22 protein-coding genes and 3 pseudogenes are annotated in these 22,414 nt (G+C 59.9%); 14 read left to right on the top strand and 11 right to left on the bottom strand.

Annotation, left to right across the window (positions count from 1 at the left end):
• The first annotated feature begins 269 nt into the window (after positions 1-269).
• Positions 270-1,877, top strand: coding sequence for an FAD-NAD(P)-binding protein (locus tag RRF55_RS03510; protein ID WP_032414953.1), 1,608 nt, complete (start codon positions 270-272; stop codon positions 1,875-1,877).
• Positions 1,878-1,984: 107 nt separating this feature from the next.
• Complete coding sequence (locus RRF55_RS03505) at positions 1,985-3,085, top strand: NADH:flavin oxidoreductase/NADH oxidase (protein WP_002905225.1); 1,101 nt, start codon at positions 1,985-1,987, stop codon at positions 3,083-3,085.
• Positions 3,086-3,313: 228 nt separating this feature from the next.
• On the opposite strand, the gene RRF55_RS03500 is transcribed toward RRF55_RS03505, so the two are convergent.
• Together RRF55_RS03500 and RRF55_RS03495 are read right to left on the bottom strand one after the other, a co-directional pair.
• Positions 3,314-3,847, bottom strand: a complete 534-nt coding sequence (locus RRF55_RS03500; RefSeq protein ID WP_004179939.1) for a hypothetical protein — start codon at positions 3,845-3,847, stop codon at positions 3,314-3,316.
• Between the two features lie 64 nt (positions 3,848-3,911).
• Complete coding sequence (locus RRF55_RS03495) at positions 3,912-4,802, bottom strand: LysR family transcriptional regulator (RefSeq protein WP_004218747.1); 891 nt, start codon at positions 4,800-4,802, stop codon at positions 3,912-3,914.
• A 174-nt stretch (positions 4,803-4,976) separates the two neighbouring features.
• Here RRF55_RS03495 and RRF55_RS03490 point away from each other — a divergent pair, with 174 nt between their 5' ends.
• Positions 4,977-5,954 carry an NAD(P)H-dependent flavin oxidoreductase gene (locus RRF55_RS03490; protein WP_004179941.1) on the top strand — a complete coding sequence of 326 codons (978 nt, stop codon included), beginning with the start codon at positions 4,977-4,979 and terminating at the stop codon, positions 5,952-5,954.
• Between the two features lie 32 nt (positions 5,955-5,986).
• On the opposite strand, the gene hpxK is transcribed toward RRF55_RS03490, so the two are convergent.
• The 7 genes from hpxK to hpxU form a co-directional block, all read right to left on the bottom strand.
• Positions 5,987-7,246: an allantoate amidohydrolase gene (gene hpxK, locus RRF55_RS03485; protein ID WP_099663904.1), complete on the bottom strand. Its 1,260-nt coding sequence runs from the start codon at positions 7,244-7,246 to the stop codon at positions 5,987-5,989.
• The gene (locus RRF55_RS03480) at positions 7,243-8,484 is read right to left on the bottom strand and encodes a pyridoxal-phosphate-dependent aminotransferase family protein (RefSeq protein ID WP_004224900.1); all 1,242 of its coding nucleotides are present in this window, start codon (positions 8,482-8,484) and stop codon (positions 7,243-7,245) included. The genes hpxK and RRF55_RS03480 overlap by 4 nt, the downstream gene beginning before the upstream one ends.
• 15 nt (positions 8,485-8,499) lie before the next feature.
• Positions 8,500-9,237: an amino acid ABC transporter ATP-binding protein gene (locus RRF55_RS03475; RefSeq protein WP_004143660.1), complete on the bottom strand. Its 738-nt coding sequence runs from the start codon at positions 9,235-9,237 to the stop codon at positions 8,500-8,502.
• On the bottom strand, positions 9,218-9,874 hold the full coding sequence (locus RRF55_RS03470; RefSeq protein WP_023313205.1) for an amino acid ABC transporter permease: 657 nt from the start codon (positions 9,872-9,874) through the stop codon (positions 9,218-9,220). Before RRF55_RS03470 ends, RRF55_RS03475 begins: the two co-directional genes overlap by 20 nt.
• A complete protein-coding gene (locus RRF55_RS03465) occupies positions 9,874-10,539 on the bottom strand; it encodes an amino acid ABC transporter permease (protein ID WP_023313206.1) in 666 nt (221 codons plus the stop codon). The genes RRF55_RS03470 and RRF55_RS03465 overlap by 1 nt, the downstream gene beginning before the upstream one ends.
• Positions 10,540-10,548: 9 nt before the next feature.
• A complete protein-coding gene (locus tag RRF55_RS03460; protein ID WP_004143665.1) occupies positions 10,549-11,334 on the bottom strand; it encodes a transporter substrate-binding domain-containing protein in 786 nt (261 codons plus the stop codon).
• A gap of 214 nt (positions 11,335-11,548) precedes the next feature.
• Entirely contained in the window at positions 11,549-12,388 is an 840-nt protein-coding gene (gene hpxU, locus RRF55_RS03455) for a MurR/RpiR family transcriptional regulator HpxU (protein WP_032412266.1), read from the bottom strand.
• Positions 12,389-12,567: 179 nt separating this feature from the next.
• Here hpxU and hpxW point away from each other — a divergent pair, with 179 nt between their 5' ends.
• The 5 genes from hpxW (at position 12,568) to RRF55_RS03430 (ending at position 16,635) form a co-directional block, all read left to right on the top strand.
• Positions 12,568-14,154 carry an oxamate amidohydrolase gene (gene hpxW, locus RRF55_RS03450; protein WP_032414956.1) on the top strand — a complete coding sequence of 529 codons (1,587 nt, stop codon included), beginning with the start codon at positions 12,568-12,570 and terminating at the stop codon, positions 14,152-14,154.
• Between the two features lie 10 nt (positions 14,155-14,164).
• Positions 14,165-14,350: an oxalurate catabolism protein HpxX gene (gene hpxX, locus RRF55_RS03445; protein WP_004179955.1), complete on the top strand. Its 186-nt coding sequence runs from the start codon at positions 14,165-14,167 to the stop codon at positions 14,348-14,350.
• Complete coding sequence (locus RRF55_RS03440) at positions 14,347-15,744, top strand: AtzE family amidohydrolase (protein WP_032414957.1); 1,398 nt, start codon at positions 14,347-14,349, stop codon at positions 15,742-15,744. The genes hpxX and RRF55_RS03440 overlap by 4 nt, the downstream gene beginning before the upstream one ends.
• Positions 15,741-16,127 (top strand): oxalurate catabolism protein HpxZ, encoded by a 387-nt coding sequence (hpxZ, locus tag RRF55_RS03435; protein ID WP_002905421.1) that lies wholly within the window; start codon positions 15,741-15,743, stop codon positions 16,125-16,127. The genes RRF55_RS03440 and hpxZ overlap by 4 nt, the downstream gene beginning before the upstream one ends.
• Positions 16,128-16,212: 85 nt before the next feature.
• Entirely contained in the window at positions 16,213-16,635 is a 423-nt protein-coding gene (locus RRF55_RS03430; protein ID WP_004176111.1) for a GNAT family N-acetyltransferase, read from the top strand.
• 37 nt (positions 16,636-16,672) lie between these two features.
• On the opposite strand, the pseudogene asd reads toward RRF55_RS03430, so the two are convergent.
• Positions 16,673-17,790 (bottom strand): annotated as a pseudogene (gene asd, locus RRF55_RS03425) (aspartate-semialdehyde dehydrogenase).
• A gap of 201 nt (positions 17,791-17,991) precedes the next feature.
• Here asd and RRF55_RS03420 point away from each other — a divergent pair.
• The 4 genes and pseudogenes from RRF55_RS03420 (at position 17,992) to fabF (ending at position 20,179) form a co-directional block, all read left to right on the top strand.
• Complete coding sequence (locus RRF55_RS03420; protein ID WP_032414960.1) at positions 17,992-18,114, top strand: hypothetical protein; 123 nt, start codon at positions 17,992-17,994, stop codon at positions 18,112-18,114.
• Positions 18,111-18,668: a winged helix-turn-helix transcriptional regulator gene (locus RRF55_RS03415; RefSeq protein ID WP_048331856.1), complete on the top strand. Its 558-nt coding sequence runs from the start codon at positions 18,111-18,113 to the stop codon at positions 18,666-18,668. Before RRF55_RS03420 ends, RRF55_RS03415 begins: the two co-directional genes overlap by 4 nt.
• Positions 18,669-18,709: 41 nt before the next feature.
• Positions 18,710-18,885 (top strand): annotated as a pseudogene (locus tag RRF55_RS03410) (DHA2 family efflux MFS transporter permease subunit); the annotation flags it as partial.
• Positions 18,886-18,904: 19 nt separating this feature from the next.
• Positions 18,905-20,179 carry a beta-ketoacyl-ACP synthase II gene (gene fabF / locus RRF55_RS03405; RefSeq protein WP_004179968.1) on the top strand — a complete coding sequence of 425 codons (1,275 nt, stop codon included), beginning with the start codon at positions 18,905-18,907 and terminating at the stop codon, positions 20,177-20,179.
• Positions 20,180-20,182: 3 nt separating this feature from the next.
• Here fabF and RRF55_RS03400 read toward each other — a convergent pair.
• Positions 20,183-20,350 (bottom strand): annotated as a pseudogene (locus RRF55_RS03400) (DMT family transporter); the annotation flags it as partial.
• Positions 20,351-20,527: 177 nt separating this feature from the next.
• Here RRF55_RS03400 and RRF55_RS03395 point away from each other — a divergent pair.
• Positions 20,528-20,884, top strand: a complete 357-nt coding sequence (locus RRF55_RS03395) for an ASCH domain-containing protein (protein WP_074187136.1) — start codon at positions 20,528-20,530, stop codon at positions 20,882-20,884.
• A gap of 202 nt (positions 20,885-21,086) precedes the next feature.
• A complete protein-coding gene (locus RRF55_RS03390) occupies positions 21,087-21,986 on the top strand; it encodes a hypothetical protein (RefSeq protein WP_074188178.1) in 900 nt (299 codons plus the stop codon).
• The last annotated feature ends 428 nt before the right edge of the window (positions 21,987-22,414 follow it).

Genomic DNA, 22,414 nt, shown 5'->3' with positions numbered 1-22,414 from the left:
ATCCCTATCCCGACGGCATTGCCGGGAGTGTGCGCGGCGTCCAGCAGAGCGAGCTGGGGTCGCCGCTTGTGTAAATTGTTTGTATAGAAAGTTGCTCTTTTGTTAATTACACCCCTTTTACGACAATCGGCAAGTTTATTAGCATGCTAATTTGTTTCAAATTGCGTGTTCCCCTCACCGGTTCGGTAATTTTCGACCAGAATTAAAACCAGGTTCGCTTAAGCGAAGCGTCATCAATGCCGCATCTGCCCACAGGAAGGGAGAGAATCATGAAGAGAATTGCCATCGTCGGCGTGGGGCCGACGGGGATTTACACCTTTTATGAACTGGTGAAGCGCGGTGAGCCGCTGGCCATCACCCTGTTTGAAAAAGAGGCGCAGGCCGGGGTGGGTATGCCCTACAGTGACGATAATACCGCGGCGCAAATGCTGGCCAATATTGCCAGCATTGAGATCCCCCCCATCGACCTGACCTACCTGCAATGGCTGCAGCAGCAAAGCGATGACTGGCTGTCAGCGCGCGGGCTTGAACGGCACGCCCTGCATGAGCGCCAGTTTCTGCCGCGGGTGATCCTCGGCGAATACTATCGCGACCGTTTTCTTTACCTCGTTGAGCGGGCCCGGGACGTCGGCTTTGTGATTAGCGTTTGTGAATCCTGTGAAGTCACGGATATTGCGGTTCAGTCCACCGGGATCGCCATCCACACCGATAGTGCAGCAGACCCGGTAATCGTCGACCTGGTGGCGATTGCCACCGGCCATCTGTGGCCTGAAGAAGAGCGCGCCAGCCGACAGTACTTCCCCAGCCCGTGGACCGGCCTGATGGAGGCCCGCATTGCCCCCTGCCGGGTGGGGATCCTTGGGACTTCATTAAGCGCGATTGATGCCGCCGTGGCGGTAGTGGCCCGCCACGGCGTTTTCCATACCGAGGACGACAAAACGACCCATTTTTCCCTCCATCCAGGCAGCGAAGCGCTGGAGATCACCCTGATGTCACGCCACGGCGTGCTGCCGGAGGCCGATTTTTACTGCCCGATCCCGTGGGAGCCGCTGGAGATTGCCACTCCCGCCGCCCTCGAAGCGGCCTTTGCGGAGGGTAGCGACGCTCTGTTAGATCGGATTTTTGAGCTGATCGTTAAAGAGCTGGAATATGCTGCCCCCGACTGGAGCGAGGCGATCGGGCTTCGTCAGCTGACGCCTGACAGTATCGCCGACGCCTGGTTTGCCGACCGCCTCACCCATGACCCCTTTCAGTGGGCGCAGCGCAATCTGCAGGAGGTGGAGCGCAATAAGCGCGAACACCACACGGTGCCCTGGCGCTATGCCATTCTGCGCCTGCATGAGGCGATTGAAACCGTGGTGCCGCAGTTCAACGACGCGGACAGCCGTCGCTTCCGCCAGGGCCTCGCCCGGGTATTTATCGATAACTACGCCGCCATTCCGCCGGAGTCCATACGTCGGCTGCTGGCCCTGCACCGGGCTGGCATTCTGCGGATCCTGACGCTGGGCGAAGATTATGAGCTGCAGCGGGAGCCTGACCGGACGCTGATTGTTCATCATCGTCAGCGCTGCGAATTCGATGTCTTTATCGATGCCCGCGGACAAAAAGCGCTGAAAACCCGGGATCTGCCCTTCCCTTCACTGCGCCAGCAGCTGCTGGCCTGCGGCGACGACATTCCGGACGTTGGTGATGACTACACGCTGCAGGCGCCGGAGACAGTGCGCGGTCGGGTCGCCTTCGGCGCCCTTCCCTGGCTGATGCACGATCGCCCCTTTGTGCAGGGGCTGACGGCCAGCGCCGAGATTGGCAGCGCAATGGCCCGCGCCGTGTCGCAGCAGGCCGCCGGCCGACGGCGCCGTCTCTGGTATATCGAATAGCGGAGCGCTTAAGCGCAATATCCGAATACTGGGGGGGTGAACAGGCGTGCTATAAACAGCAACTGTCCGTCCCCTGCACGACCACGTTTAACATTTACGAGGTATTCATGAGTCATCTTTTTAGCGCGACGCGAATTGGTCAACTCACCCTTGATAACCGTATCGTTATCGCCCCGATGTGTCAGTACTCCGCCGACGAGGGTAAGGCGACCTCCTGGCACCGGATCCATCTTGGCCAACTGGCTTTCTCCGGCGCCGGCCTGTTAATTCTGGAAGCCACGGCGGTAGAGCCTGCGGGGCGTATCTCCCCGGGGGATCTGGGGCTGTGGGATGATGAAACCGAAAACGCCCTGCGCGGCGTAGTCGAAGATATTCGGGCCTGGTCGCCGATCCGTCTGGGGATCCAGCTGGGTCATGCCGGACGCAAGGCATCCTGCGCCGCCCCGTGGCAGGGAGGCCATCAGCTGGCGCTCAACGATGGTGGCTGGCAGACCGTCGCCCCTTCCGCCGTGGCGTTTCACGATGGCGATCGCGCCCCCGCTGAACTGAGCCATGCCGATCTGGCGCGCATCAAAGCGGCCTTCGTCGCCAGCGCGCTGCGCGCCCAGCGGCTGGGCTTTGAGCTGATTGAACTGCACGCCGCCCACGGCTATCTGCTGCACCAGTTTCTCTCGCCGCTCAGCAACCAGCGCCGCGACGAGTACGGCGGTTCGCTGGAGAACCGAATGCGCTATCCGCTGGAAGTCTTTAAGGCGATCCGCGAGGCAGTGGGCAACACCATGGCGGTGGGCGTCAGGCTGTCGGCTACCGACTGGGTCGAAGGCGGCTGGGACTGCGAGCAGTCCATTAAGTTTAGCCAGCAGCTGGAAACGCTGGGCAGTGACTATATTCACGTCTCCAGCGGCGGTTTGTCGCCGCAGCAGGCGATCACCGTTGGGCCGGGATACCAGTTGCCTTTCGCCCGCGATATTCGCCAGCAGGTAGCCATCCCGGTGATTGGCGTGGGGCTGATCACCGACCCGCAGCAGGCGGAAGCGGCGCTGGAGAATGGCGATGCCGACCTGATCGCCCTCGCCCGCGCGGTACTCTACGATCCGCACTGGCCGTGGCACGCTGCGGCCAGCCTTGGCGCCCAGGTCCGTGTGCCGTCGCAGTATTTGCGCTCGGAGCCGCACGGCCTGAAAGGCACCCTGCTGCCAAACCGTTGAACCCACGGCGGGCATAAAAAAGGGGTATCGTAAGATACCCCTGAGCAGGATGTTATTGCGGTCCATGTGCCGGGCGGCGACGCCTTGCCCGGCCTACAAAAGGGTGATACCCGGTCATTGCGCAGCCAACGCGCTCCTGCGTAGGCAGCGCAAGCGCAGCGCCGCCGGGCAATCTATCAGGCTCCGCTCCCTATATTTCCGGGCGGCGGGTCAGGCAAACACCGCGAGTTACTGCTGTGCGGCAGGCGGCGCGGCGTTCTGTTTATCCTTCGCGATACTGTCCTGGATGGCTTTGGTTTTGCTCGCCGCTTCAGCCGAGAGCTGATTGGCGTCACCGATGGCGTTGTCTTTGATCTGACCCGCCTCTTTGACTATGCGGTCACTTTCCTGCTTTGCGTTCTGCTTCACCGCATCGGCCTGGGCTTTCGCCTGCTGGGCGATGGCGTCCGCCTTCTTGTCCGCCTCGGCCTTGATGGCGCTGGCCTGATCCTTCAGGCGATCGGCCTCGGCGTCAGCCTGGCTTTTCAGCGTATCGATTTGCTTATCCGCATCCTGTTTAATTGCCTGCGCTTTATCCGCCGCGGCATCCTTCATCTGCTCCGCATTATCTTTAGCCTTATCCAGTTTGTTATCAACTTTCGACGCATCGTCGCAGCCAAACAGGGTCAGGCAAAGGGCGGAAGCGAGTAGTGTTTTATTCCAGAGTTTCATCAGCATTCCCTTACAGGTTAAGTCGTTATCCAGCTTTGTGATTCGTTGCATTAATAGCATTCACATTTTATATATAAACGCTCAGCCGATAGAGTCAAGGCGACAGCGCCGATTGTCAGTCCAGGGTCGCTACCAGCCCCTGCAGCCAGTCGGCAAAGACCCGAACCTTATGCGAGAGATGCCGGTGCGGATAGAGCAGCGACAACGGTCGACGCGGCGCCGGAAAGTCCGGCAAAACTTCCACCAGTTGCCCGCTGTCGATATAAGGTTGCAAAAAGAAACGCATCCCCTGCAGCATCCCCAGCCCCGCCAGCCCGGCAGCAGTAAAGACTTCAGAGTTGTCCAGCACCAGTTTACCGGGAATGGCGATCTGCCTGATGCCCTCCGGGGTCTGGAATCGCCAGGGCATAATCTGCCGGCTGCTGCTGTTCACCCAGTTCACCGCCAGATGCGACTGCAGGTCCTCCAGCGTCGCGGGCGCCCCATAGCGCGCCAGATAGCCCGGACTGGCGCAGGTGGTTAACGCCACCTCCCCCAGTGAACGCGCCACATAGTCGCCATCCTCAAGATCCCCCACCCGCAGCAGGCAATCCAGACCATCGCGCAGCATATCCCGGCGTACGTCGGAGCTGCTGAGGACAATCTCCACCTCCGGATGGGCCTGATAAAAATCCGGCAGATGCGGGATCACCAGCAGCCGGGCAAAGGCGATCGGCATATCAACGCGCAGCTGACCGCGGATCGGCCGGTCCGGCGCGAACGACTCCAGCAGATCGTCGGCCTGGGAGAGCAACGGTTTGCTGCGACGATAAAACTCTTCCCCCTCCGGCGTAAGATACAGACGCCGGGTGGTGCGCTGCAGCAGCCGGACCCCGCTCTCCTGCTCCAGCTGCTGCAGTGCTTTGGTCACCGCCGGTCGGTGGATCTGCAAATTTTCCGCCGCCTGGGCAAAGCTGCCGGCATCGACGATTTCAATAAAAATTTTAATATTTTCAAACAGATTCATTTGCATGATGGCCCGCCCCACACCTCTTCATCAGTTCACATTATTACTAATTTAATAATAGTGATGAAAGTTTTTGCTCATTTTTTAAAACAATAAAGACGCCTACACTGCCCTCATTGCCGCATCGCTGGGGCGAACACATTTATAACTTATTAACATACAAGGAAAAATAGCATGCAACCTAACCGCGTCGCCCGCATTCTGGGTATTGAAAAACCGGTGGTCCAGGGGCCCCTCTCCTGGCTAACCGATGCTCGTCTGGTGGCGGCCGTCGGCAACGCCGGTGGGCTTGGCGTGCTGGGCCCGAACGCCGGACTGACGGCGGCAACCGCCGTCTCCACCCCGGAGGCCACCGCCGAGAAAATGCGCGAAGAGATCCGCAAAACCAAACAGCTGACGGAGAAACCCTTTGGCGTCAACCTGATCCCGACGGCGGAAAATGACATCTGGACGCCGGCGATCCTCCCGGTGATCAAAGAGGAAGGGGTTAAGGTGGTGGTCTACACCGGCTACGGCGACGGTTCGTTAAAACCGGCGCTGTTCGACGAACTGAAAGCCGCCGGGATCACCATTATCTATCGTGACATCAACCCGACGCCGGAGAACAGCCGCCGCGCGGAGCAGGCCGGAGCGGATATTATTGTCGCCACCGGCTTTGACGAAGGCGGCACGCTGCCGGGTACCGCCCTCGGGACCTTCACCATCGTCCCGCTGATCGTTGACGCGGTACAGCGGGTTCCGGTGATGGCCGCCGGAGGGATCACCGACGCCCGGGGCGCGCGCGCCGTTCATGCCCTGGGGGCGGAGGGCGTCTTCGCCGGTTCGGTATTTATCAGCACCATCGAAAGCCGGGTTCCCGACTCGGTGAAAGCGAAAATTGTGGCCGCCAACGGTCTGGATCTGCGCCTGTTCCGTACTCTGCCGGACTACTACCGCGCGCTGCCCGGCAAACTGAGCGACACACTGGTGGCCATGGACCGGGCCGGCGCCTCCAGGACCGAGCTGGCCCAGGCGATGGGTGGTCTGCGCGGGATGCGGCTGGGCATGCTGGAGGGGAATACCGATGAGGGATATATCTCGGTGGGCGCGGGGATCGGCAACATCCATGCCATCACCTCCGTCGCCGAGGTGGTCAACCAGCTGGCGGTGTAAAGCCGCCAGCCGGGGCACGGTGACCGGCGCGATCAGGCGTCGGCCACCTTCTCTACCGCCCGGGAGAAAGCGTCGATAGCCAGCCCGACGTCGGCGGCGGTGACCGACTCCGCCGGGTGATGGCTGACGCCCCCCAGGCAACGCACAAACAGCATCGCCGATGGCCAGCGCTCGGCGATGGCGATAGCATCATGCCCTGCGCCGCTCGGCAGCGTCAGGGAACGCCCCTGCACCGCCACCACCGCCTCGCTCAGCACCGCCTGCAGGTGACTGTCGCAGGCGGTGGCGGCGATGCGATAATACTCCTCGGCGGCGAAACTCAGCTGGCGGCGCCCGGCAATGGCCTGCGCCTGCCCCAGCAGTTCCTCCAGCAGCGCCGTCAGCGGCGCATCCTGCGGGCCGCGAATATCCAGCGTCAACTGCACCTCGCCCGGTATCACGTTTACCGCGCCCGGCGCACAGCGCAGGGTGCCGACCGTCGCCACCAGGTTACCGCCGCGCTGGCGGGTCAGGTTTTCCACCTGCACCATCCATTCCGCCGCCGCGGCGAGGGCGTCCTTGCGATGAAGCATCGGCACCGTGCCGGCATGGCCAGCTTCGCCGGTAAAACGGCAGTTCAGCCGTCTGGCGCCGTTAATCGCCTCCACCACGCCGAGCGCCAGCCCCGCCTGCTCCAGGCACGGCCCCTGCTCGATATGCAGTTCCAGATAGGCGGCGATATCCCGCGGGTGACGGGCCGCGTGGGCGATCCTCGCCGGATCGAGTCCGGCATTCACCAGCGCATGGGCGACGCTCACCCCGTCGGTATCGCACTGTGACAGCCAGCTTTCAGGCCAGGTGCCGGTGACGCCGCGACTGCCGAGCAGGGTGATGCCAAAGCGGGTGCCCTCTTCATCGCCAAAGCCGACGATCTCGATTGCCTTCGCCAGCCGTCGCCCCTGCTGGTGCAGACGCTGGACCACCTCAATCGCCGCCAGTACGCCGAGCATGCCGTCGTAGCGCCCGGCGTTGCGCACGGTGTCGAGATGAGAGCCCAGCAGCACCGCCGGCGCGCCCTCCTGCACGCCTTCATAGCGACCGCAGATGTTGCCGACGCTGTCCTGCCATACCATCATGCCGGCGGCCTGCATCCACTGGCCCACCAGCTGGTTGGCCTGCAGATGTTCCGGCGACAGATAGACCCGGGTCAGGGCGTCGGCGGTTTCGCTGAGGGCGGCCAGCCGGTCGGCGCGCGCCATCACCCGGCTGGCCGCCGCCTCTCTCTCCGCCAGCTGGCGGAAGGTATCACTCATAGGATGGCCTCGGTGCGATAGTGATCCCAGGCCGCCTGCATTGCCGCGCCCTGGGTGGTGGTGAACCTGAGATAGTTCAGGACCGCTTCCAGCGCGCTGAGCGTCTGCATCACGCAGTCTTTACGCGCGTTATAGCCCATGGTGCCAATGCGCCAGACTTTACCGTGCAGCGGACCAAACGAGGTGCCAATTTCAATGCCGAAATCTTCCAGCATCAGTTTGCGTACCTGATCGCCGTTGACCCCGTTGGGGATCACCACCCCCAGCACGTTATTCATTTTGTGCCGCAGGTCGCCAAAGGTCTCGAGCCCCATCGCCTGGATGCCCTTCAGCAGCGCATCGCCGTGCAGTTTGTGGCGGGCGATGCCGTTGTCGAGTCCCTCCTGGAGGATCAGGCGCGCGCACTCCCGGGCGGCGAACAGCGCCGAGGTCGCTTCGGTATGGTGGTTAAGGCGCTCCGGCCCCCAGTAATCCATTACCATGCCGAGATCGAAATAGTTGGAGTAGATCATCTCGTCGACGCCATCGTGATGGGCATCGGTGCGGATCCCCTGCTCAATGCAGCGGCGGCGGCGGATGACCTCTTCCATCCGCGGGCTGAGGGTGATGGGCGAGGTGCCGGAAGGACCGCCCAGGCACTTCTGCATCCCGGCGGACACCGCGTCCAGCTGCCAGGCGTCGGTTTCCAGCGGGTTACCGCCGAGCGACGCGGTGGCGTCGGTATAGAACAGCACATCGTGACGACGGCAAATCTCCCCCAGCTCCGCCAGCGGCTGCAGCATGGTGGTGGAGGTATCGCCCTGCACGGTGAGCAGCAGGCGCGGCCGCACGCGCTTGATCGCATCCTCAACCTGATCCGGTTTAAAGACCTCGCCCCACGGCACCTCGATGGTGTGCACTTCTGCCCGACAGCGACGCGCGATCTCGCACAGCAGATGACCAAACCGGCCGAACACCGGCACCAGCACCTTGTCACCGGGACGGATCGCCGACAGCAGAATCGCTTCGATCCCGGCGCGCGAGGTGCCGTCGACCAACATCGTCCAGCGATTTTCGGTGCGAAACACGCCGCGGTAGAGCGCCATGACTTCATTCATGTAGTGGGTCATCGCCGGATCGTACTGGCCAACCAGCTGGCTCGACATGGCGCGCAGCACGCGCGGGTCGGCATTGATCGGCCCCGGCCCCATCAGCAGGCGCTGCGGCGGGTTAATTTGCGAAAACTGAGTGATATCCATCTGCCATTCCTTACGTTAGTTAAGACCGCGCACCGAGGAGATAAACTGTTTCAGTTCGCTGGTCTGCGGGCTGGCGAACAGCGTTTTGCTGTCGCCCTGCTCCCAGACGCGTCCCTGATGCATAAACACCACGCGGTCGCCCACTTCGCGGGCAAAATTCATTTCATGGGTGACGAGGATCAGCGTCATACCTTCCGCCGCCAGTTGCTCCAGCACCTTCAGCACTTCACCCACCAGTTCCGGGTCGAGCGCCGAGGTGATTTCGTCACAGAGTAAAACTTTCGGCGACATGGCCAGCGCCCGGGCAATGGCCACGCGCTGCTGTTGGCCGCCGGAGAGATTGGCCGGATAGTAATCCAGACGGTCGCCAAGACCGACCTTCTCCAGCATCCGCTGCGCCAGCTCCCGGCATTCGGCCTGGGACTTCTTCAGTACCCGCCGCGGAGCCAGCATGACGTTCTCCAGCGCCGTCATGTGCGGGAACAGGTTAAAGTTCTGGAACACCATGCCGATGGAGCGGCTGATCTCCCGGGCCTGGGAATCGCGGTTGGTGATGGTCATGCCCCCGAGCTTGATGCTTCCCTCCTGGTAGCCCTCCAGACCATTGATACAGCGCAGCAGGGTGCTTTTACCCGAGCCGCTGCGGCCGATGATCGAGATCACTTCCCCCATGTCGATATCCAGATCGACGCCCTTCAGCACATGGTTGTCGCCGTAGTACTTCTGCATCTGATTAATGGTGATGAGAGGCATTGAATTTGTTCTCCAGATAGCGGCTGTAGCGGGACAGCGGATAGCACAGAATGAAATAGCCCAGCGCCACAAGGGCAAACACTTTAAACGGCTGATAAGTGACGTTGGTCAGCATCGTCCCTGCCTTGGTCAGCTCCACAAAGCCGATAATCGATGCCAGCGCCGTGCCTTTGATCACCTGTACTGCGAACCCGACGGTCGGCGCGATGGCAATGCGCAGCGCTTGCGGCGCCACCACCCGGTACAGGGTCTGGCCGAAGCTCAGCCCGAGACAGCGCGAGGCTTCCCACTGGCCTTTCGGCAGCGCGCGAATGCTGCCGAACCAGATATCCAGCAGAAAGGCGCTGGTGTAGAGCGTCAGGGCGACCGAGGCGGCGGACCACGCCGAGACGTCGACGCCGAACAGCGCCACGCCAAAGAATGCCAGAAACAGCTGCATCAGCAGCGGCGTGCCCTGGAACAGCTCAATATACCCGCGGATCAGCCGTTTCACCTGGCGTCCGCCGGTGAGGCGCAGCAGCAGTAACGGTAAGGTCACCAGCGCCCCGCCGGTGAACGCGACCAGCGACAGCAGCACCGTCCAGCGACCGGCCAGCAGCAGGTTGCGGATAATGTCCCAGTCGGTAAAAGTGGTCATCAGGCCTGTACCCCCAGCCATTTACGCCCCGCCGCCATCAGCAGCTGGCGCATCGCTATCGATAACGCTAAGTAGATCCCGGTGGCTACCAGATAGACCTCAAAGCTCAAAAATGTCCGCGACTGGATCAGGTTGGCGGCGAAGGTCAGCTCCTCATAGGAGACCTGGGACACCACTGACGAGCCGAGCATCACGATGATGCACTGGCTGACCAGCGCCGGATAAATCCGCTGCAGCGCCGGGGGCAATACGACGCGAACGAAGGTTTGCGTCCGGCTGAGCCCGAGCACGCGACCGGCTTCCCACTGGCCCTTCGGCGTCACCTGGATGCCGGCGCGGACGATCTCGGTGCTATAGGCGCCGAGGTTGACCACCATCGCCAGCAGCGCCGCTTCACCGGCGGTCATCTTCAGTCCGAGGTTCGGTAAACCAAAGACGATAAAAAAGAGCTGCACCACAAACGGCGTATTACGGATGATTTCCACATATCCGCCCCATACCCGGCTGAGCATTCCCGGGCGACCGCTGCGGATCGCCGCCCCGAGGATGCCGATCGCCAGTCCGCCGATCGTCGCCAGCACCGTCAACTGCACCGTCACCCACAGGCCGGCCAGCAGCTCCGGCCAGTGCGGCCAGAGCTCAGAGAAATGAAGTTGCTCCGTCATCCCCAGACCTTACGCGCCGAGGCTGGCAGGCAGTGGCGCTTTCAGCCACTTCTCAGACAGACCGTTGAGGGTGCCGTCCTTAATGCCCTGCTCAATGAGGGTATCCACTTTCGCCTTCAGCGCCGGTTCGTTCTTTTTCAGACCGATAAAGCACGGCGAGTCCTTCAGCATAAAGCTCGGCACCGGCGCTTTGTCGGCGTTCTGCCGGGAGATGGCCGCCACCACCAGATTGCCGGTGGCGACATACTGCACCTGACCGGACAGGTAAGCCGACAGCGTAGTGTTATTATCCTCGTAGCGCTTAATCTGCGCCGCCTGCGGCGCCACGCTGGTCAGTACCATATCTTCCACCGCCCCGCGGGTCACCCCGATGCTTTTGCCGCTCAGCGCGGCCGCGTCCTTCAGTTCCGCCCCTTTCGGGCCAAACACGCCGAGGAAGAACGGGGCGTAGGCGCGGCTGAAGTCGATCACCTTCTCGCGCTCGGCGTTCTTGCCGAGGCTGGAGATCACCAGGTCCACCTTATCGGTCTGCAGATACGGCACGCGGTTGGCGCTGGTCACCGGGACCAGCTGCAGCTTGAGCTTCATCGATTTCGCCAGATAGCGCGCCATATCGATGTCATACCCCTGCGGCTGCAGGTCGGTGCCCACCGAGCCGAACGGTGGAAAGTCCTGGGGTACGGCAATGCGGATGACGCCGCGTTTTTCAATATCCTGGAGCTGGTCAGCCTGCGCGGCAGAAACAGACGATAGGAGACAAGCGGCCCCGGCCAGCGCGATCAACAGTTTCTTCATGATGTTTACCCGTTACGTTAGCATGAAACAAAAGATTCTTTGAATCTGTTTTTGCAACTAATGTGCCAGATACAGACGAGGCGAGGGTTGGCGAGGAATTAAAACAAAAAGTGAGAAAGGACAAGCATTAACGGAAAAGTGTTCAGAGAGCGGCGGCGCCATGACGTGGTTTTTATTGCACCATAATAATGCACAGCACCACGCTGGCGCCCCATCAGCGTTGTTCCAGCTCGTCCAGCTGCTGGTAAAGCGTGGCGATATCGTGGATGCGCGGACGACCGCTGTCGAGCGTTTCATGGAGAAAGGCATTGGCCAGCAGATTAATCAGGCTGTTGACCGAGGCATAGCTATCGTAGGCGGAGACGCTGTCCAGCGGCGCGCAGAGCTGCCAGCGGGAGAGCGGAAACAGGCTGTGGGCCTGCGGCTCGCACATTAACAGGACCGGCACCCCGTCGCGCTGCAGCTGCTGCAGCAGCGGGCGTACTATTCGCGGCCGGCGGCGAAACGCCATCATTACCACCAGATCATCGGCGGTCAGATCGACAAGCTCTTCGCTGAGACTCTGACCCGGCTGGGGCAGCACCAGCACCTGGCCGCGGGCCTGCAGCAGCTGCTGGCGCAGATGCAGCGCCGCCGGATAGGCGTTGCGCATGCCAATCACCACAATGCGGCGGGCGGCCACCATCGCCGTCAGCGTCTCAGCGAACTGGCGGGCGTCGAGGGCGTTGACCCACTGGGTGAGGTTTGCCATCTCCTGCTTATAATGGCGCGCCAGCAGCGTGTTACCCTGCACCGCGTCGCGCTGGTCGGTGAGCGGCATCCCGCTCTGACGCAGAGTGCGCAGTTCATCGCGCATATCCTTATATTTGTCGTAACCGAGGCGCTTAAACAGCCGGCTGACGGTGGCTTTCGACACGCCGCTCAGCTGCGCCAGCTCGGCGCTATTGTAGCTTATCAGGTCGTCAAAGTGGTCAAAGATGAAATCCGCCACCCGCTGCTCCTGCGGCGACAGCGAGGCGTATTGCCCTTTCAGTCGTTCATCGAGTTGTTGCATAGCGCCCCTGTAACTTTCGTTTCATCATCTATTCCTCATCATACTGTATCTGCTATGCCTTACACATAGCGTGCCAGTGGGAAAATTCTGGTCATCGTTTTTATCAATGAAACGAAACGTTCAGAGATGGAACAGCTTTTGCAGTGTTCTGCGGGTGATTCGTTCAGAAAGGATAATTTATGCACAGTAGCAACGTTTCGACCCACGGCATGGCGGTGGCCCCCCACCACCTCGCCAGTCAGAGCGCGCTGGCGATCCTGCGCGAGGGCGGCAGCGCCATTGAAGCGATGGTGGCTGCCGCGGCGGCCATCGCCGTCGTCTATCCCCATATGAATGGCCTCGGCGGCGATGGCTTCTGGCTGATCGTGCCGCCTGAGGGAGACCCCATCGCCATTGACGCCAGCGGGGCCGCCGGATCGCTGGCGACCCTCGAGGCCTACGCCGGACAGCGGCATATTCCCCACCGGGGACCGCAGGCCGCGCTGACCGTCGCCGGCACCGTCAGCGGCTGGGACGAGGCGCTGCGTATTTCACGCGACTTAACCGGCCGCGCGCTGCCGGTGGCCCGCCTGTTGGCCGATGCGATCGGCTATGCCGAAGACGGCATTCCGGTCACTGCCTCGCAGGCCCACGCCACCGCCAGCAAACTGGAAGAGCTGCGCCATCAGCCGGGCTTCAGCGAAACCTGGCTGGTAGCGGGCGAGGCCCCGCGGCCCGGCAGCCGCTTCCGCCAGCCCGCCCTCGCCGGTACCCTGCGCATGCTGGCCAGCGACGGTCTCGACAGCTTTTATCGCGGGCCGCTGGCCGAGCGTCTCGCGCAGGGTATGGCCGCGCTGGGGATGCCTGTCACCCTCCGCGACCTGCAGACCCACCGCGCCCGGCGTCCGGCGCCGCTGACGCTCCAGCACCAGCAGGGCACGCTATGGAATCTTGCGCCGCCGACGCAGGGACTGGTGTCGCTGGCGATCCTTGGCATCACCGACCGCCTGAACATGGCCGATGCCGACGACGCGCAAACGGTGCACCGTATTGTCGAAGCCACCAAGCGGGCATTTGCCCTGCGCGATGCGCATATCACCGATCCACGTCATCTGGATGTGGATGTACAGGCGTTGCTCACCCCGGAAGCCCTGCAGCCGCTGGCCGACAGCATCGACGACGCCAGCGCTTCCCCCTGGGGCCGCGGCAAAGGCCCGGGCGATACCGTCTGGATGGGCGTCGTGGATGACAGCGGACTGGCAGTGTCATTTATTCAGAGTATCTATCACGAGTTCGGCAGCGGCGTGGTACTCCCGGACACCGGGATCGTCTGGCAAAACCGCGGGGCGGCCTTCAGCCTCGATCCGCAGCATCTCCTGGCGCTGGCCCCTGGCAAACAGCCATTCCATACCCTCAACCCTGCCGCCGCCCGCCTGAACGATGGCCGGGTGATGGTCTATGGCTCGATGGGCGGCGACGGTCAGCCGCAAACTCAGGCGGCGCTGTTTACCCGCTATATCCTGCAGGGGGTGTCGCTGCAGGAGAGCATCTCCCGTCCGCGCTGGCTGCTGGGCCGCACCTGGGGCCAGTCCTCCGACTCACTGAAGCTGGAGGGACGCTTTGCCCCCGCCTGTATCGCGCGCCTGCGCGAGCTGGGGCATGACGTAGAAGTGCTGGCCGATTTCAGCGAAGCGATGGGCCACGCCGGCGCCATTGTCCGCCATCCCAACGGTCTGCTTGAAGGGGCGACCGATCCACGCAGCAACGGCGCCGCCGCCGGGTACTAAGGAGCAGACCATGACCACACAGCCAGACTGGAGCGAGTATCTGACGCAGATGACTCACCTGTTGGATATGGAGCTGGATGCGCCGCGTCGTGAAGAGCTGGAGCGCCAGTTTGCACGCATCGCCGCCATGGCGCAGCCGCTGATGGACTATCCCCTCGGGCCGCGCGAGGAGATTGCGGGGGTGTATAAAGCATGACTCTTCATCACTTCACTATCGCCGATCTCCAGCGTGCGCTGCACGAGGGCGAACTGAGCGCCCGGGAGATCGCCCGCCAGACGCTGGACGATATCGCCCGCGTGAATCCGCAGATCAACGCCTGGACCGAGGTCACCGCCCAGCGCATGCTGGCGGAGGCCGACAGCATCGACGCCCTGCGCCGGGAAAAGCGCCCCCTGCCGCCGCTGGCAGGGATTCCTTACGCAGTGAAAAATCTGTTTGATGTCGCCGGGCATACCACCCTCGCCGGCGCCGAACTGCTGAGCGACCGGCCGCCAGCGACCAGCGACAGCTGGGCGGTGCGCCAGCTGCACAGCGCCGGCGCCCTGCTCAGCGGGATGCTCAATATGGACGCCTACGCCTACGGCTTTACCACCGAAAACAGCCACTATGGCGCGACGCGCAACCCGCACGATCTGTCGCGGATCGCCGGCGGTTCTTCCGGCGGTTCGGCCGCGGCGGTGGCGGCCGGGCTGGTTCATTTCAGCCTCGGCAGCGACACCAACGGCTCGATCCGCGTCCCCGCGTCACTGTGCGGGATCTTTGGCCTGAAACCCACTTTCGGTCGCCTCTCGCGCTCTGGCAGCCATCCGTTTGTCGCCAGTCTGGATCATATTGGTCCTTTTGCCCGCCGGGTGGCCGACCTCGCCGCGGTGTATGACGCCCTGCAGGGGCGCGACCCGGCCGATGACTTTCAGGCTGATAAAGCCAGCGAGCGCACCGGCAACCTGCTGGAGCGCGGACTGGAGGGGCTGCGCTGCGCGCGGCTGGGCGGCTATTTCACCACCTGGTGCGATGACGACGCCCGGGCGGCCGTGGATCGGGTCGCCCACGCGCTGAGCGCCGACAGCGAGCTGCAGTTCGCGGATGCCGCCCTGGCCCGCTCGGCGGCCTTTATCATCAGCGCCAGCGAAGGCGGCAATCAGTACCTGGCGGATCTTCACCACTCGCCCGAGCGCTTTGAACCTCACTCCCGCGAGCGGCTGCTGGCCGGCGCGATGATCCCCTCCGCGTGGTATCTGCAGGCTCAGCGTTTTCGCCGTCATGCTCGCCAGGCAATGAAATCCCTGTTCAGCCAGGCCGACGTGCTGATCGCCCCGGCCACCCCATGCAGCGCCACGCCAATAGGCGCGGAGGAGATGGTGATTAACGGCCAGCCGCTGCCGGTGCGCGCCAGCATGGGAATGCTGACCCAGCCGATCTCCTTCCTCGGGCTGCCGGTGGTGACCGTGCCCCTGCGTACCGCCAGCGGTAAGCCGATTGGCCTGCAGCTGATTGCCGCGCCGTTTAACGAACAAGCCTGTCTTCGCGCCGCGCGGGCGCTGGAAGCGATGGGCATTACCGATGCCCGAGTGGCGGAGAGTGCAGCATGATCAATCTGGATAATGTAGACCGCCCGGCGATCCTCGCCGAGGTGACGGCGGCGTTTTATCAGTATGAAGAGGCGCTGGTCAGCAATAACATCGAGGCGCTGGATGCGCTATTCTGGCACGACCCGCGCACCGTACGGCTGGGAGCCGGCGAAAATCTGTATGGCATCGAGGCGATCCGCGCCTTTCGCGCCGCCCGCCCCGCCGCCGGTCTGGCCCGCGATCTGCGCCATACCACCATTACCACCTTTGGCGCGGATATGGCGGTGTGCAGCACCGAGTTCACCCGCGAAGGCAGCGCGCGCCTGGGCCGCCAGCAGCAGACCTGGGTACGCTTCCCCTACGGCTGGCGGATTGTCGCCGCCCAGGTCAGTCTGATGGACTGAGTAGAGTATACGGGAGCGGACCGGAGACTAAGGTATCCACCGGCCCGCTTCCGGTCCGGTAACATGCTATTTGGAGTCGAATATCATGGTGTTCATCAGAGCTGCGGAAGCAAAAGATATCCCCTCGCTGCAAACGCTATTTCTGCAGCTGGGCTATCAGACGGAGACGGCGATCTTAGCGCAACGCATCACTGCCCCGCAGAGCATGATGAGTGCGCTGGTGGCGGAAACAGAAAACGCCGTGTGTGGCGTAATCGTTATCAATTTTATTTTACCGGTACATGAGAACCGTTTATGGGCATTAATTTCCGCGCTGGTCATCGAGGAATCGTCACGTGGATCAGGGATAGGCCAGCAGCTTCTCCAGGCCGCAGAGCGCCTCGCCCGTGATAAACAATGCGCTCAGATCGAGCTTTCAAGTAGTGAAAAAAGAATCAGAGCGCATCAATTTTATGAAAATAACGGCTACAAGGAGGTTCGCAAACGCTTCGTTAAACATTTGTCTTAACCGCCTGCGCGCGAGGGCTTTCCCCGGATGACCGTAACTATATTTTGCCCAGCAGGATATTTAACATGCGGCGCAGGGGCTCCGCAGCGCCCCACAATAGCTGATCGCCAACCGTTAACACCGAGTAGACTGGGTCATTATTTAGCGACATTTTCTTGTAGCGGCCAATACCTACCTGCAGCGAACCACTAATAGCAGCCGGGGTCAATTTACTGACACTCTCTTGCTTATTATTGCGGACATAGTTTACCCACGGATGGGAATGGGTGACTAACCCAGCAAATTCTGCTTCGCTGACCTCACGTTTAAGTTTCAGCGTAATCGCCGCGCTGTGACAGCGGATCACCCCGACCCGAATGCATAAACCATTGACCGGGATGGTACCCGGCGCAAGGCCAAGAATTTTATTAGTTTCCGCCTCGCCCTTCCATTCTTCGCGGCTGTTTCCATCGCCCAGATCGCTGTCGATCCACGGAATGATGCTGCCCATGAGGGGGACGCCAAAATTCTCCACCGGCATGCCCGCGCTGTTAATCAACTCACTCACTTTATTTACCAATGGCAGCACGGAACCTGATGATGTCAGTTCATCAGCGGATAAATGCTGACTGATATAAGCGCTTTGTGCGATTAATTCCCGCACCTGTTTGGCGCCCGCCCCGGAGGCAGACTGGTAGGTCATCACGCTCATCCATTCAATCAGGTCAGCCTTGATCAGCCCGGCCAGCCCCATCAGGCTCAGTGTGATGGAGCAGTTGCCGCCGACAAACAGTTTCAATCCCGCTTTACCGCGCGATCGATATTATCGCGGTTGACCGGGTCGAGAATAATGCAGGCGTTCTCATCCATCCGCAGCGCCGAAGCGGCGTCAATCCAGTAACCTTGCCAGCCATGGTTAATTAACGCCGGATAGATGGCTTTGGTATAATCCCCGCCCTGACAGGTGATGATGATATCCATTTCGGCGAGGGCGCTAAGGGAATTCGCATCTTTCAGTTTGTCGCTTTTACCATTAATAACCGGGCCCACGCCGCCCGCACTGGAGGTGCTAAAAAAATGCGCTGAAATACCGTCAAAATCATTTTCTTCGATCATTCTTTGCAGTAATACAGAGCCCACCATCCCTCGCCAACCAACAATACCCACCTGCTTCATTTATTTAACCTTTATAAGTTATGAGAATGTTAATTTGAGTGTCGCCATACCTTATATCGTATCCCCCAATAAAGGTCATTACCCAGCACATCGATTTTTATCATTATTAAAATGTTTCATCTGCCATCAGCGATATTTATCTCTTATTACGGTCAAGCAGATATAAGGCGGCGGCGACTGTCCAGTTTTCGGCATTCAAAGGTGAAACGGCGTAGCGAAACGGCAGCAGCTTCTTCTCCGGGTACCATGAAGAGTAACTTGCATTTTGATAGTGACTATGTCAATTTGCTGGCAAAAGCCACCTGCTACCTGGACCTCCCATGAAAAATGAACCGCTTTGCCGCGCTCCCTGCCCCATCGCCCGCAGCCTGGGCCGCATCGGCGACAGCTGGAGCATCATGATCCTGCGCGACGCCTTTGCGGGCTTTACCCGCTTCGACGAATTTCAGAAAAGCAGCAACGTCGCGCCCAATATTCTGTCGCGCCGCCTGAAGGCGCTGGTCGACGACGGCCTGCTGGAGAAGGTGTGCTACAGCAGCACCCCGCCGCGCTACGAATACCACCTCACGCCGCGCGGCCGCGATTTCCGCATGGTGCTGCTGGCGCTGGCGGAATGGGGTAATCGCCACTTCGCCCCCGAAGGGCGTCAGATGCAGCTGGTGGAAATGGCAACCCAGCGCCACGTGGAGCCAGTCATGGTGGATAAAGCGACTGGGGAAGAGATTATCCCGGGTAAATACGCCATGGTGCCGGGCCCCGCCGCCTCGCCGCTGATGAAATATCGTCATGAATATCTGCTGCGCAAACGCGAAGGCGATAGCGGGCAAAAATTCCAGCCTGAACCTTACAGAGATGCCAGCAATGAATCCGGCCAGTAAGAAAAGCGTCCTCGTCCTGGCGGCCATCTGAATAACGCCAGGATTTTGTTCAGCGCAGCGCGGCAAACTTCGCCACGCGGGGATCTCACCGGATGCCGCGCTGGCGCTGCGGGAGGCGCGAACCCAGGCCTTTTCCGATGAGTTCTACCTCATCATGATGGGTTTTTTACTTGCCGCGCTGCTGGTTCCCTTGATGAAAAAGCCGCCGGCACACTGATACTACAGGAGAGTTAACTATGGGCGTTTCCGTTAAACGCATTGTCGTCACCGGGATGGGGATTGTCAGCCCGCTGGGCTGCGGCGTACAGCACGTCTGGCAGTCGCTGCTGGCAGGAAAGTCAGGGATCACCCGACTCAGCGAGCAGCTGGTCGCGGATATTCCCTGCAAAGTGGCCGGCCAGGTGCCGTCCATTGACAGCGATCCGCTGCACGGCTTCGACCCGCTGGCGACCATCCCGGCGAAAGAGCGCAAAAAGATGGATCGCTTTATTGAGTTTGCGCTGGTCGCCGCCCGCGAAGCGCTGGCCCAGGCCGGTTGGTCGCCAGCATCCGAGGCCGAACAGGAACGCACTGCCACGGTGATCGCCACCGGGATCGGCGGGTTCAGCGAGATCGCCAATGCGGTACATACCACCGATGAACGCGGGCCGCGTCGTCTCTCGCCGTTCACTATCCCCTCTTTTCTGGCCAACCTGGCCGCCGGGCATGTGTCTATCGCCCACGGCTTCCGGGGCCCCATCGGCGCGCCGGTCACCGCCTGCGCAGCGGGTGCCCAGGCCATCGGCGATGCAGCGCGGATGATCCGCAGCGGCGAGGCGGATATTGCCCTCTGCGGCGGCGCGGAAGCGGCAATTCATCGCGTTAGCCTGGCCGGGTTTGCCGCGGCAAGGGCGCTGTCCAGCGCCTACAGCGACCAGCCGGAAAGCGCTTCCCGCCCCTTTGACCGTGACCGCGATGGTTTTGTGATGGGAGAAGGCGCCGGGCTTATCGTGATCGAGTCGCTGGAGCACGCGCTGGCGCGCGGCGCCACGCCGCTGGCCGAGCTGGTCGGCTACGGCACCAGCGCAGATGCTTATCACCTGACCGCGGGCCCGGAAGACGGGAACGGCGCACGTCGGGCCATGGAGACCGCAATTCGCCAGGCCGGGGTGACCGTCGACGAGATTGACCATATCAATGCCCACGCCACCTCGACGCAGGTCGGTGATAAAGGTGAACTGGCGGCGATTAAAACGCTGTTTGGCGCGCATCCGGTCGCCATTACCTCGACGAAATCCGCCACCGGCCATCTGTTAGGCGCGGCCGGCGGGATCGAGGCCATCTTCACCATTCAGGCCCTGCGTGACCAGGTGGTGCCGCCGACGCTGAACCTGCATCACCCCGATGAAGACGCGGCAGGCATGAACCTGGTGGCGCTGCAGGCCCGCCCGCAGAAGATGCGTTATGCGCTGTCGAACGGTTTTGGCTTTGGCGGCGTTAACGCCAGCCTGCTGCTGAAACGCTGGCAATAATCGTCAGCTCCCCCGCGGTACTGGCCGACGGGGGATTTCCACCGTTGCGGCTTTTGCCCTGCTGCAGGAGTAAATCAAGTACAGCGCAATACCCAGGGAGACAATGGCGCCGATTCGGCTCATCGAGAATGGAATCGACGCATTGTCCAGCCAGCCGAAGTTATCGATCAAGGTCAGTTTTGAGCGAAGAACGGACCACACTATCTAAATAATGATATCGCCTATTATGTTGGGACCGCTCATGTTAAAAAAGGGATAGCTTTTCTTTTCATTGACGATAACGAAGGAATTTTCATGGTTGAGGTTGAGGAAATAAAAAAGAAATATCCCGGCGCAGATGCCTGGCAAATGGGTGACAGTCCGGAACTGGCTAACGAGCTTGCTGACCTGATCAAAAAAGGGATAAAAACGGCCTCTTGCGGATCTTATGCCTCTTACCAGCAGGAAGAATTTGCCCCGAGAGTCGGGAGTTATAACATTATTCTTGATGGTCAGAATGTTCCAGTTTGCGTGATCAGACTGATTTCGATGCAGCTGGTTCGTTTTTGTGATGTCACTGAAGCGTTCGCCCGCAAAGAAGGTGAAGGCGATTTAAGCCTTGAATACTGGAAGAAAGAGCATCAGAGATTTTTCAGCTCTGAAGGTCATTTTTCTGAAGATATGGAGTTGATCGCAGAAGAATTTGAAGTGGTTGAGGTGCTGTAAGTCAAGGTCAACGGGCTGACGTTTTATCACTGACCACTCATAACAATGTTCGCTTCTGGCGCGGAGCGGACAAGCTATCGAGCTAAAGGTCCGCATTGAGCAAGGAGCGGACGTGCCAGCTATAATTGGTAATAAAATGAGAGTAGAACTATTCTGATTTGTTTAAAAAAACATTTTTACATCCAAGGGCAAAATATTTTTTATGCTATCTTACATGCTCTCTCAATATGCCAGGCTACCTGTGCCTGAAGTTACTCTACGTTCATGGTTAAAACAATGGTTGTCAGAGCAGGAATCGAGGTGTACAGACAGAAGTTTCTCGGCGCGATTTCCCTGGAGAGAAACTGGATTATGTCAGGAATATTTTTTACAACGAAAACTCAAAATTGATGGAAAGCAATTTCTTACTGGCCCCCGTTATCAGGGCGGAAATATTAACAAACCTTTTATTGATATTGTAGGTATGGATTCTGACCTAAATCATACTGCATTAGAACTCATTAGTAAGGAATGGTCACAACTCAGAGCTCAGTATGTCCGCATTCTTGTGCCAGGCCAGTCCTTCCCGCAGGGTATTCCCGACCAGTATATATATGCCACTTCTTTTTCTGAACCCCCTGAATTCAATGATAAATCTCTTTCTTTGCAAGTGGCGACATACGAAGATTTTGACTGGTGTTGTCAGGCCCTGGGCGATGCCTATAAGCATACATGGCAGACAGTTCGCGAACTGTCTGCAAGCAATTTGGTAGCAGTTGATGACGAAGAGTTGTGTGACCATATTTCTGAGAGAGAAGTATATATTATCTATGAAAACGATGTTCGCGCCGGGTTGCTAATATGCCAGAAAGGAAACCTCGCTTTTCTGAGAGGATATCGTATTACTGACAAAGTAATACTTCCTGCTTTTCGTGGTCGATCATTGTCGGCCCGAGCGCAACGCCTGCTGTACCGATTATTAACTCATTCCGATTCGGAACTATCTTTGTATATGGGTACAATTATTCCGGAGAATATCCCCTCGATGAAAACTGCAGAAAGAGCGGGACGAACTTGCATCCTAAGTTATCAATTTCTACCCATCTGCAGAACCCACGACTAACAGCAATGCTAATTTATCTTCAGCCTACTTCCGCTTTTGGCACACAGGAGATGTCCAGGGCCCGGGAGTACTCCCCTGGACGCATTAATGGGCAGGATGTGATTGTTGCGCAGGCTATCATATGGCCTGAGGTACAGCAGAATCAGGCTTCGTAGCAATGAGTCGGCTCACAGCGTCCGGAATCCACCACCCGGTGCCGTAAATCACCGCAAGGTCTGTCATAAGGTAATTTCATCACACATCGCGACACCTTTTTTCTTCATGCAAGCCTTCTCTTTCACGGTTTGTCAGAACTGTGGACCGCAGTAATCTCCACTCCGTGCTTTAATCAATGAGAGTGTGTCGGGTGCAAATTAAACTACCTTTCTCAACAGCAAAGGCGGGATATCCCTGCCCTCGCAGGGTTTCTGCGTCTGGTAATATGCCCA

Origin of the sequence: Klebsiella sp. K47 (genome assembly GCF_051858335.1) — a bacterium.
Lineage (GTDB): Bacteria > Pseudomonadota > Gammaproteobacteria > Enterobacterales > Enterobacteriaceae > Klebsiella > Klebsiella pneumoniae.
This window is presented reverse-complemented; position numbering and strand designations above follow the sequence as displayed.

What these genes read in the sequence shown, in the direction of transcription:
- RRF55_RS03510 (WP_032414953.1), top strand. Translation starts at nt 270, where the DNA reads ATGAAGAGAATTGCCATCGTCGGCGTGGGGCCGACGGGGATTTACACC.
- RRF55_RS03505 (WP_002905225.1), top strand. Translation starts at nt 1,985, where the DNA reads ATGAGTCATCTTTTTAGCGCGACGCGAATTGGTCAACTCACCCTTGAT.
- RRF55_RS03500 (WP_004179939.1), bottom strand. Translation starts at nt 3,847, where the DNA reads ATGCAACGAATCACAAAGCTGGATAACGACTTAACCTGTAAGGGAATG.
- RRF55_RS03495 (WP_004218747.1), bottom strand. Translation starts at nt 4,802, where the DNA reads ATGAATCTGTTTGAAAATATTAAAATTTTTATTGAAATCGTCGATGCC.
- RRF55_RS03490 (WP_004179941.1), top strand. Translation starts at nt 4,977, where the DNA reads ATGCAACCTAACCGCGTCGCCCGCATTCTGGGTATTGAAAAACCGGTG.
- hpxK (WP_099663904.1), bottom strand. Translation starts at nt 7,246, where the DNA reads ATGAGTGATACCTTCCGCCAGCTGGCGGAGAGAGAGGCGGCGGCCAGC.
- RRF55_RS03480 (WP_004224900.1), bottom strand. Translation starts at nt 8,484, where the DNA reads ATGGATATCACTCAGTTTTCGCAAATTAACCCGCCGCAGCGCCTGCTG.
- RRF55_RS03475 (WP_004143660.1), bottom strand. Translation starts at nt 9,237, where the DNA reads ATGCCTCTCATCACCATTAATCAGATGCAGAAGTACTACGGCGACAAC.
- RRF55_RS03470 (WP_023313205.1), bottom strand. Translation starts at nt 9,874, where the DNA reads ATGACCACTTTTACCGACTGGGACATTATCCGCAACCTGCTGCTGGCC.
- RRF55_RS03465 (WP_023313206.1), bottom strand. Translation starts at nt 10,539, where the DNA reads ATGACGGAGCAACTTCATTTCTCTGAGCTCTGGCCGCACTGGCCGGAG.
- RRF55_RS03460 (WP_004143665.1), bottom strand. Translation starts at nt 11,334, where the DNA reads ATGAAGAAACTGTTGATCGCGCTGGCCGGGGCCGCTTGTCTCCTATCG.
- hpxU (WP_032412266.1), bottom strand. Translation starts at nt 12,388, where the DNA reads ATGCAACAACTCGATGAACGACTGAAAGGGCAATACGCCTCGCTGTCG.
- hpxW (WP_032414956.1), top strand. Translation starts at nt 12,568, where the DNA reads ATGCACAGTAGCAACGTTTCGACCCACGGCATGGCGGTGGCCCCCCAC.
- hpxX (WP_004179955.1), top strand. Translation starts at nt 14,165, where the DNA reads ATGACCACACAGCCAGACTGGAGCGAGTATCTGACGCAGATGACTCAC.
- RRF55_RS03440 (WP_032414957.1), top strand. Translation starts at nt 14,347, where the DNA reads ATGACTCTTCATCACTTCACTATCGCCGATCTCCAGCGTGCGCTGCAC.
- hpxZ (WP_002905421.1), top strand. Translation starts at nt 15,741, where the DNA reads ATGATCAATCTGGATAATGTAGACCGCCCGGCGATCCTCGCCGAGGTG.
- RRF55_RS03430 (WP_004176111.1), top strand. Translation starts at nt 16,213, where the DNA reads ATGGTGTTCATCAGAGCTGCGGAAGCAAAAGATATCCCCTCGCTGCAA.
- RRF55_RS03415 (WP_048331856.1), top strand. Translation starts at nt 18,111, where the DNA reads ATGAAAAATGAACCGCTTTGCCGCGCTCCCTGCCCCATCGCCCGCAGC.
- fabF (WP_004179968.1), top strand. Translation starts at nt 18,905, where the DNA reads ATGGGCGTTTCCGTTAAACGCATTGTCGTCACCGGGATGGGGATTGTC.
- RRF55_RS03395 (WP_074187136.1), top strand. Translation starts at nt 20,528, where the DNA reads ATGGGTGACAGTCCGGAACTGGCTAACGAGCTTGCTGACCTGATCAAA.
- RRF55_RS03390 (WP_074188178.1), top strand. Translation starts at nt 21,087, where the DNA reads ATGCTATCTTACATGCTCTCTCAATATGCCAGGCTACCTGTGCCTGAA.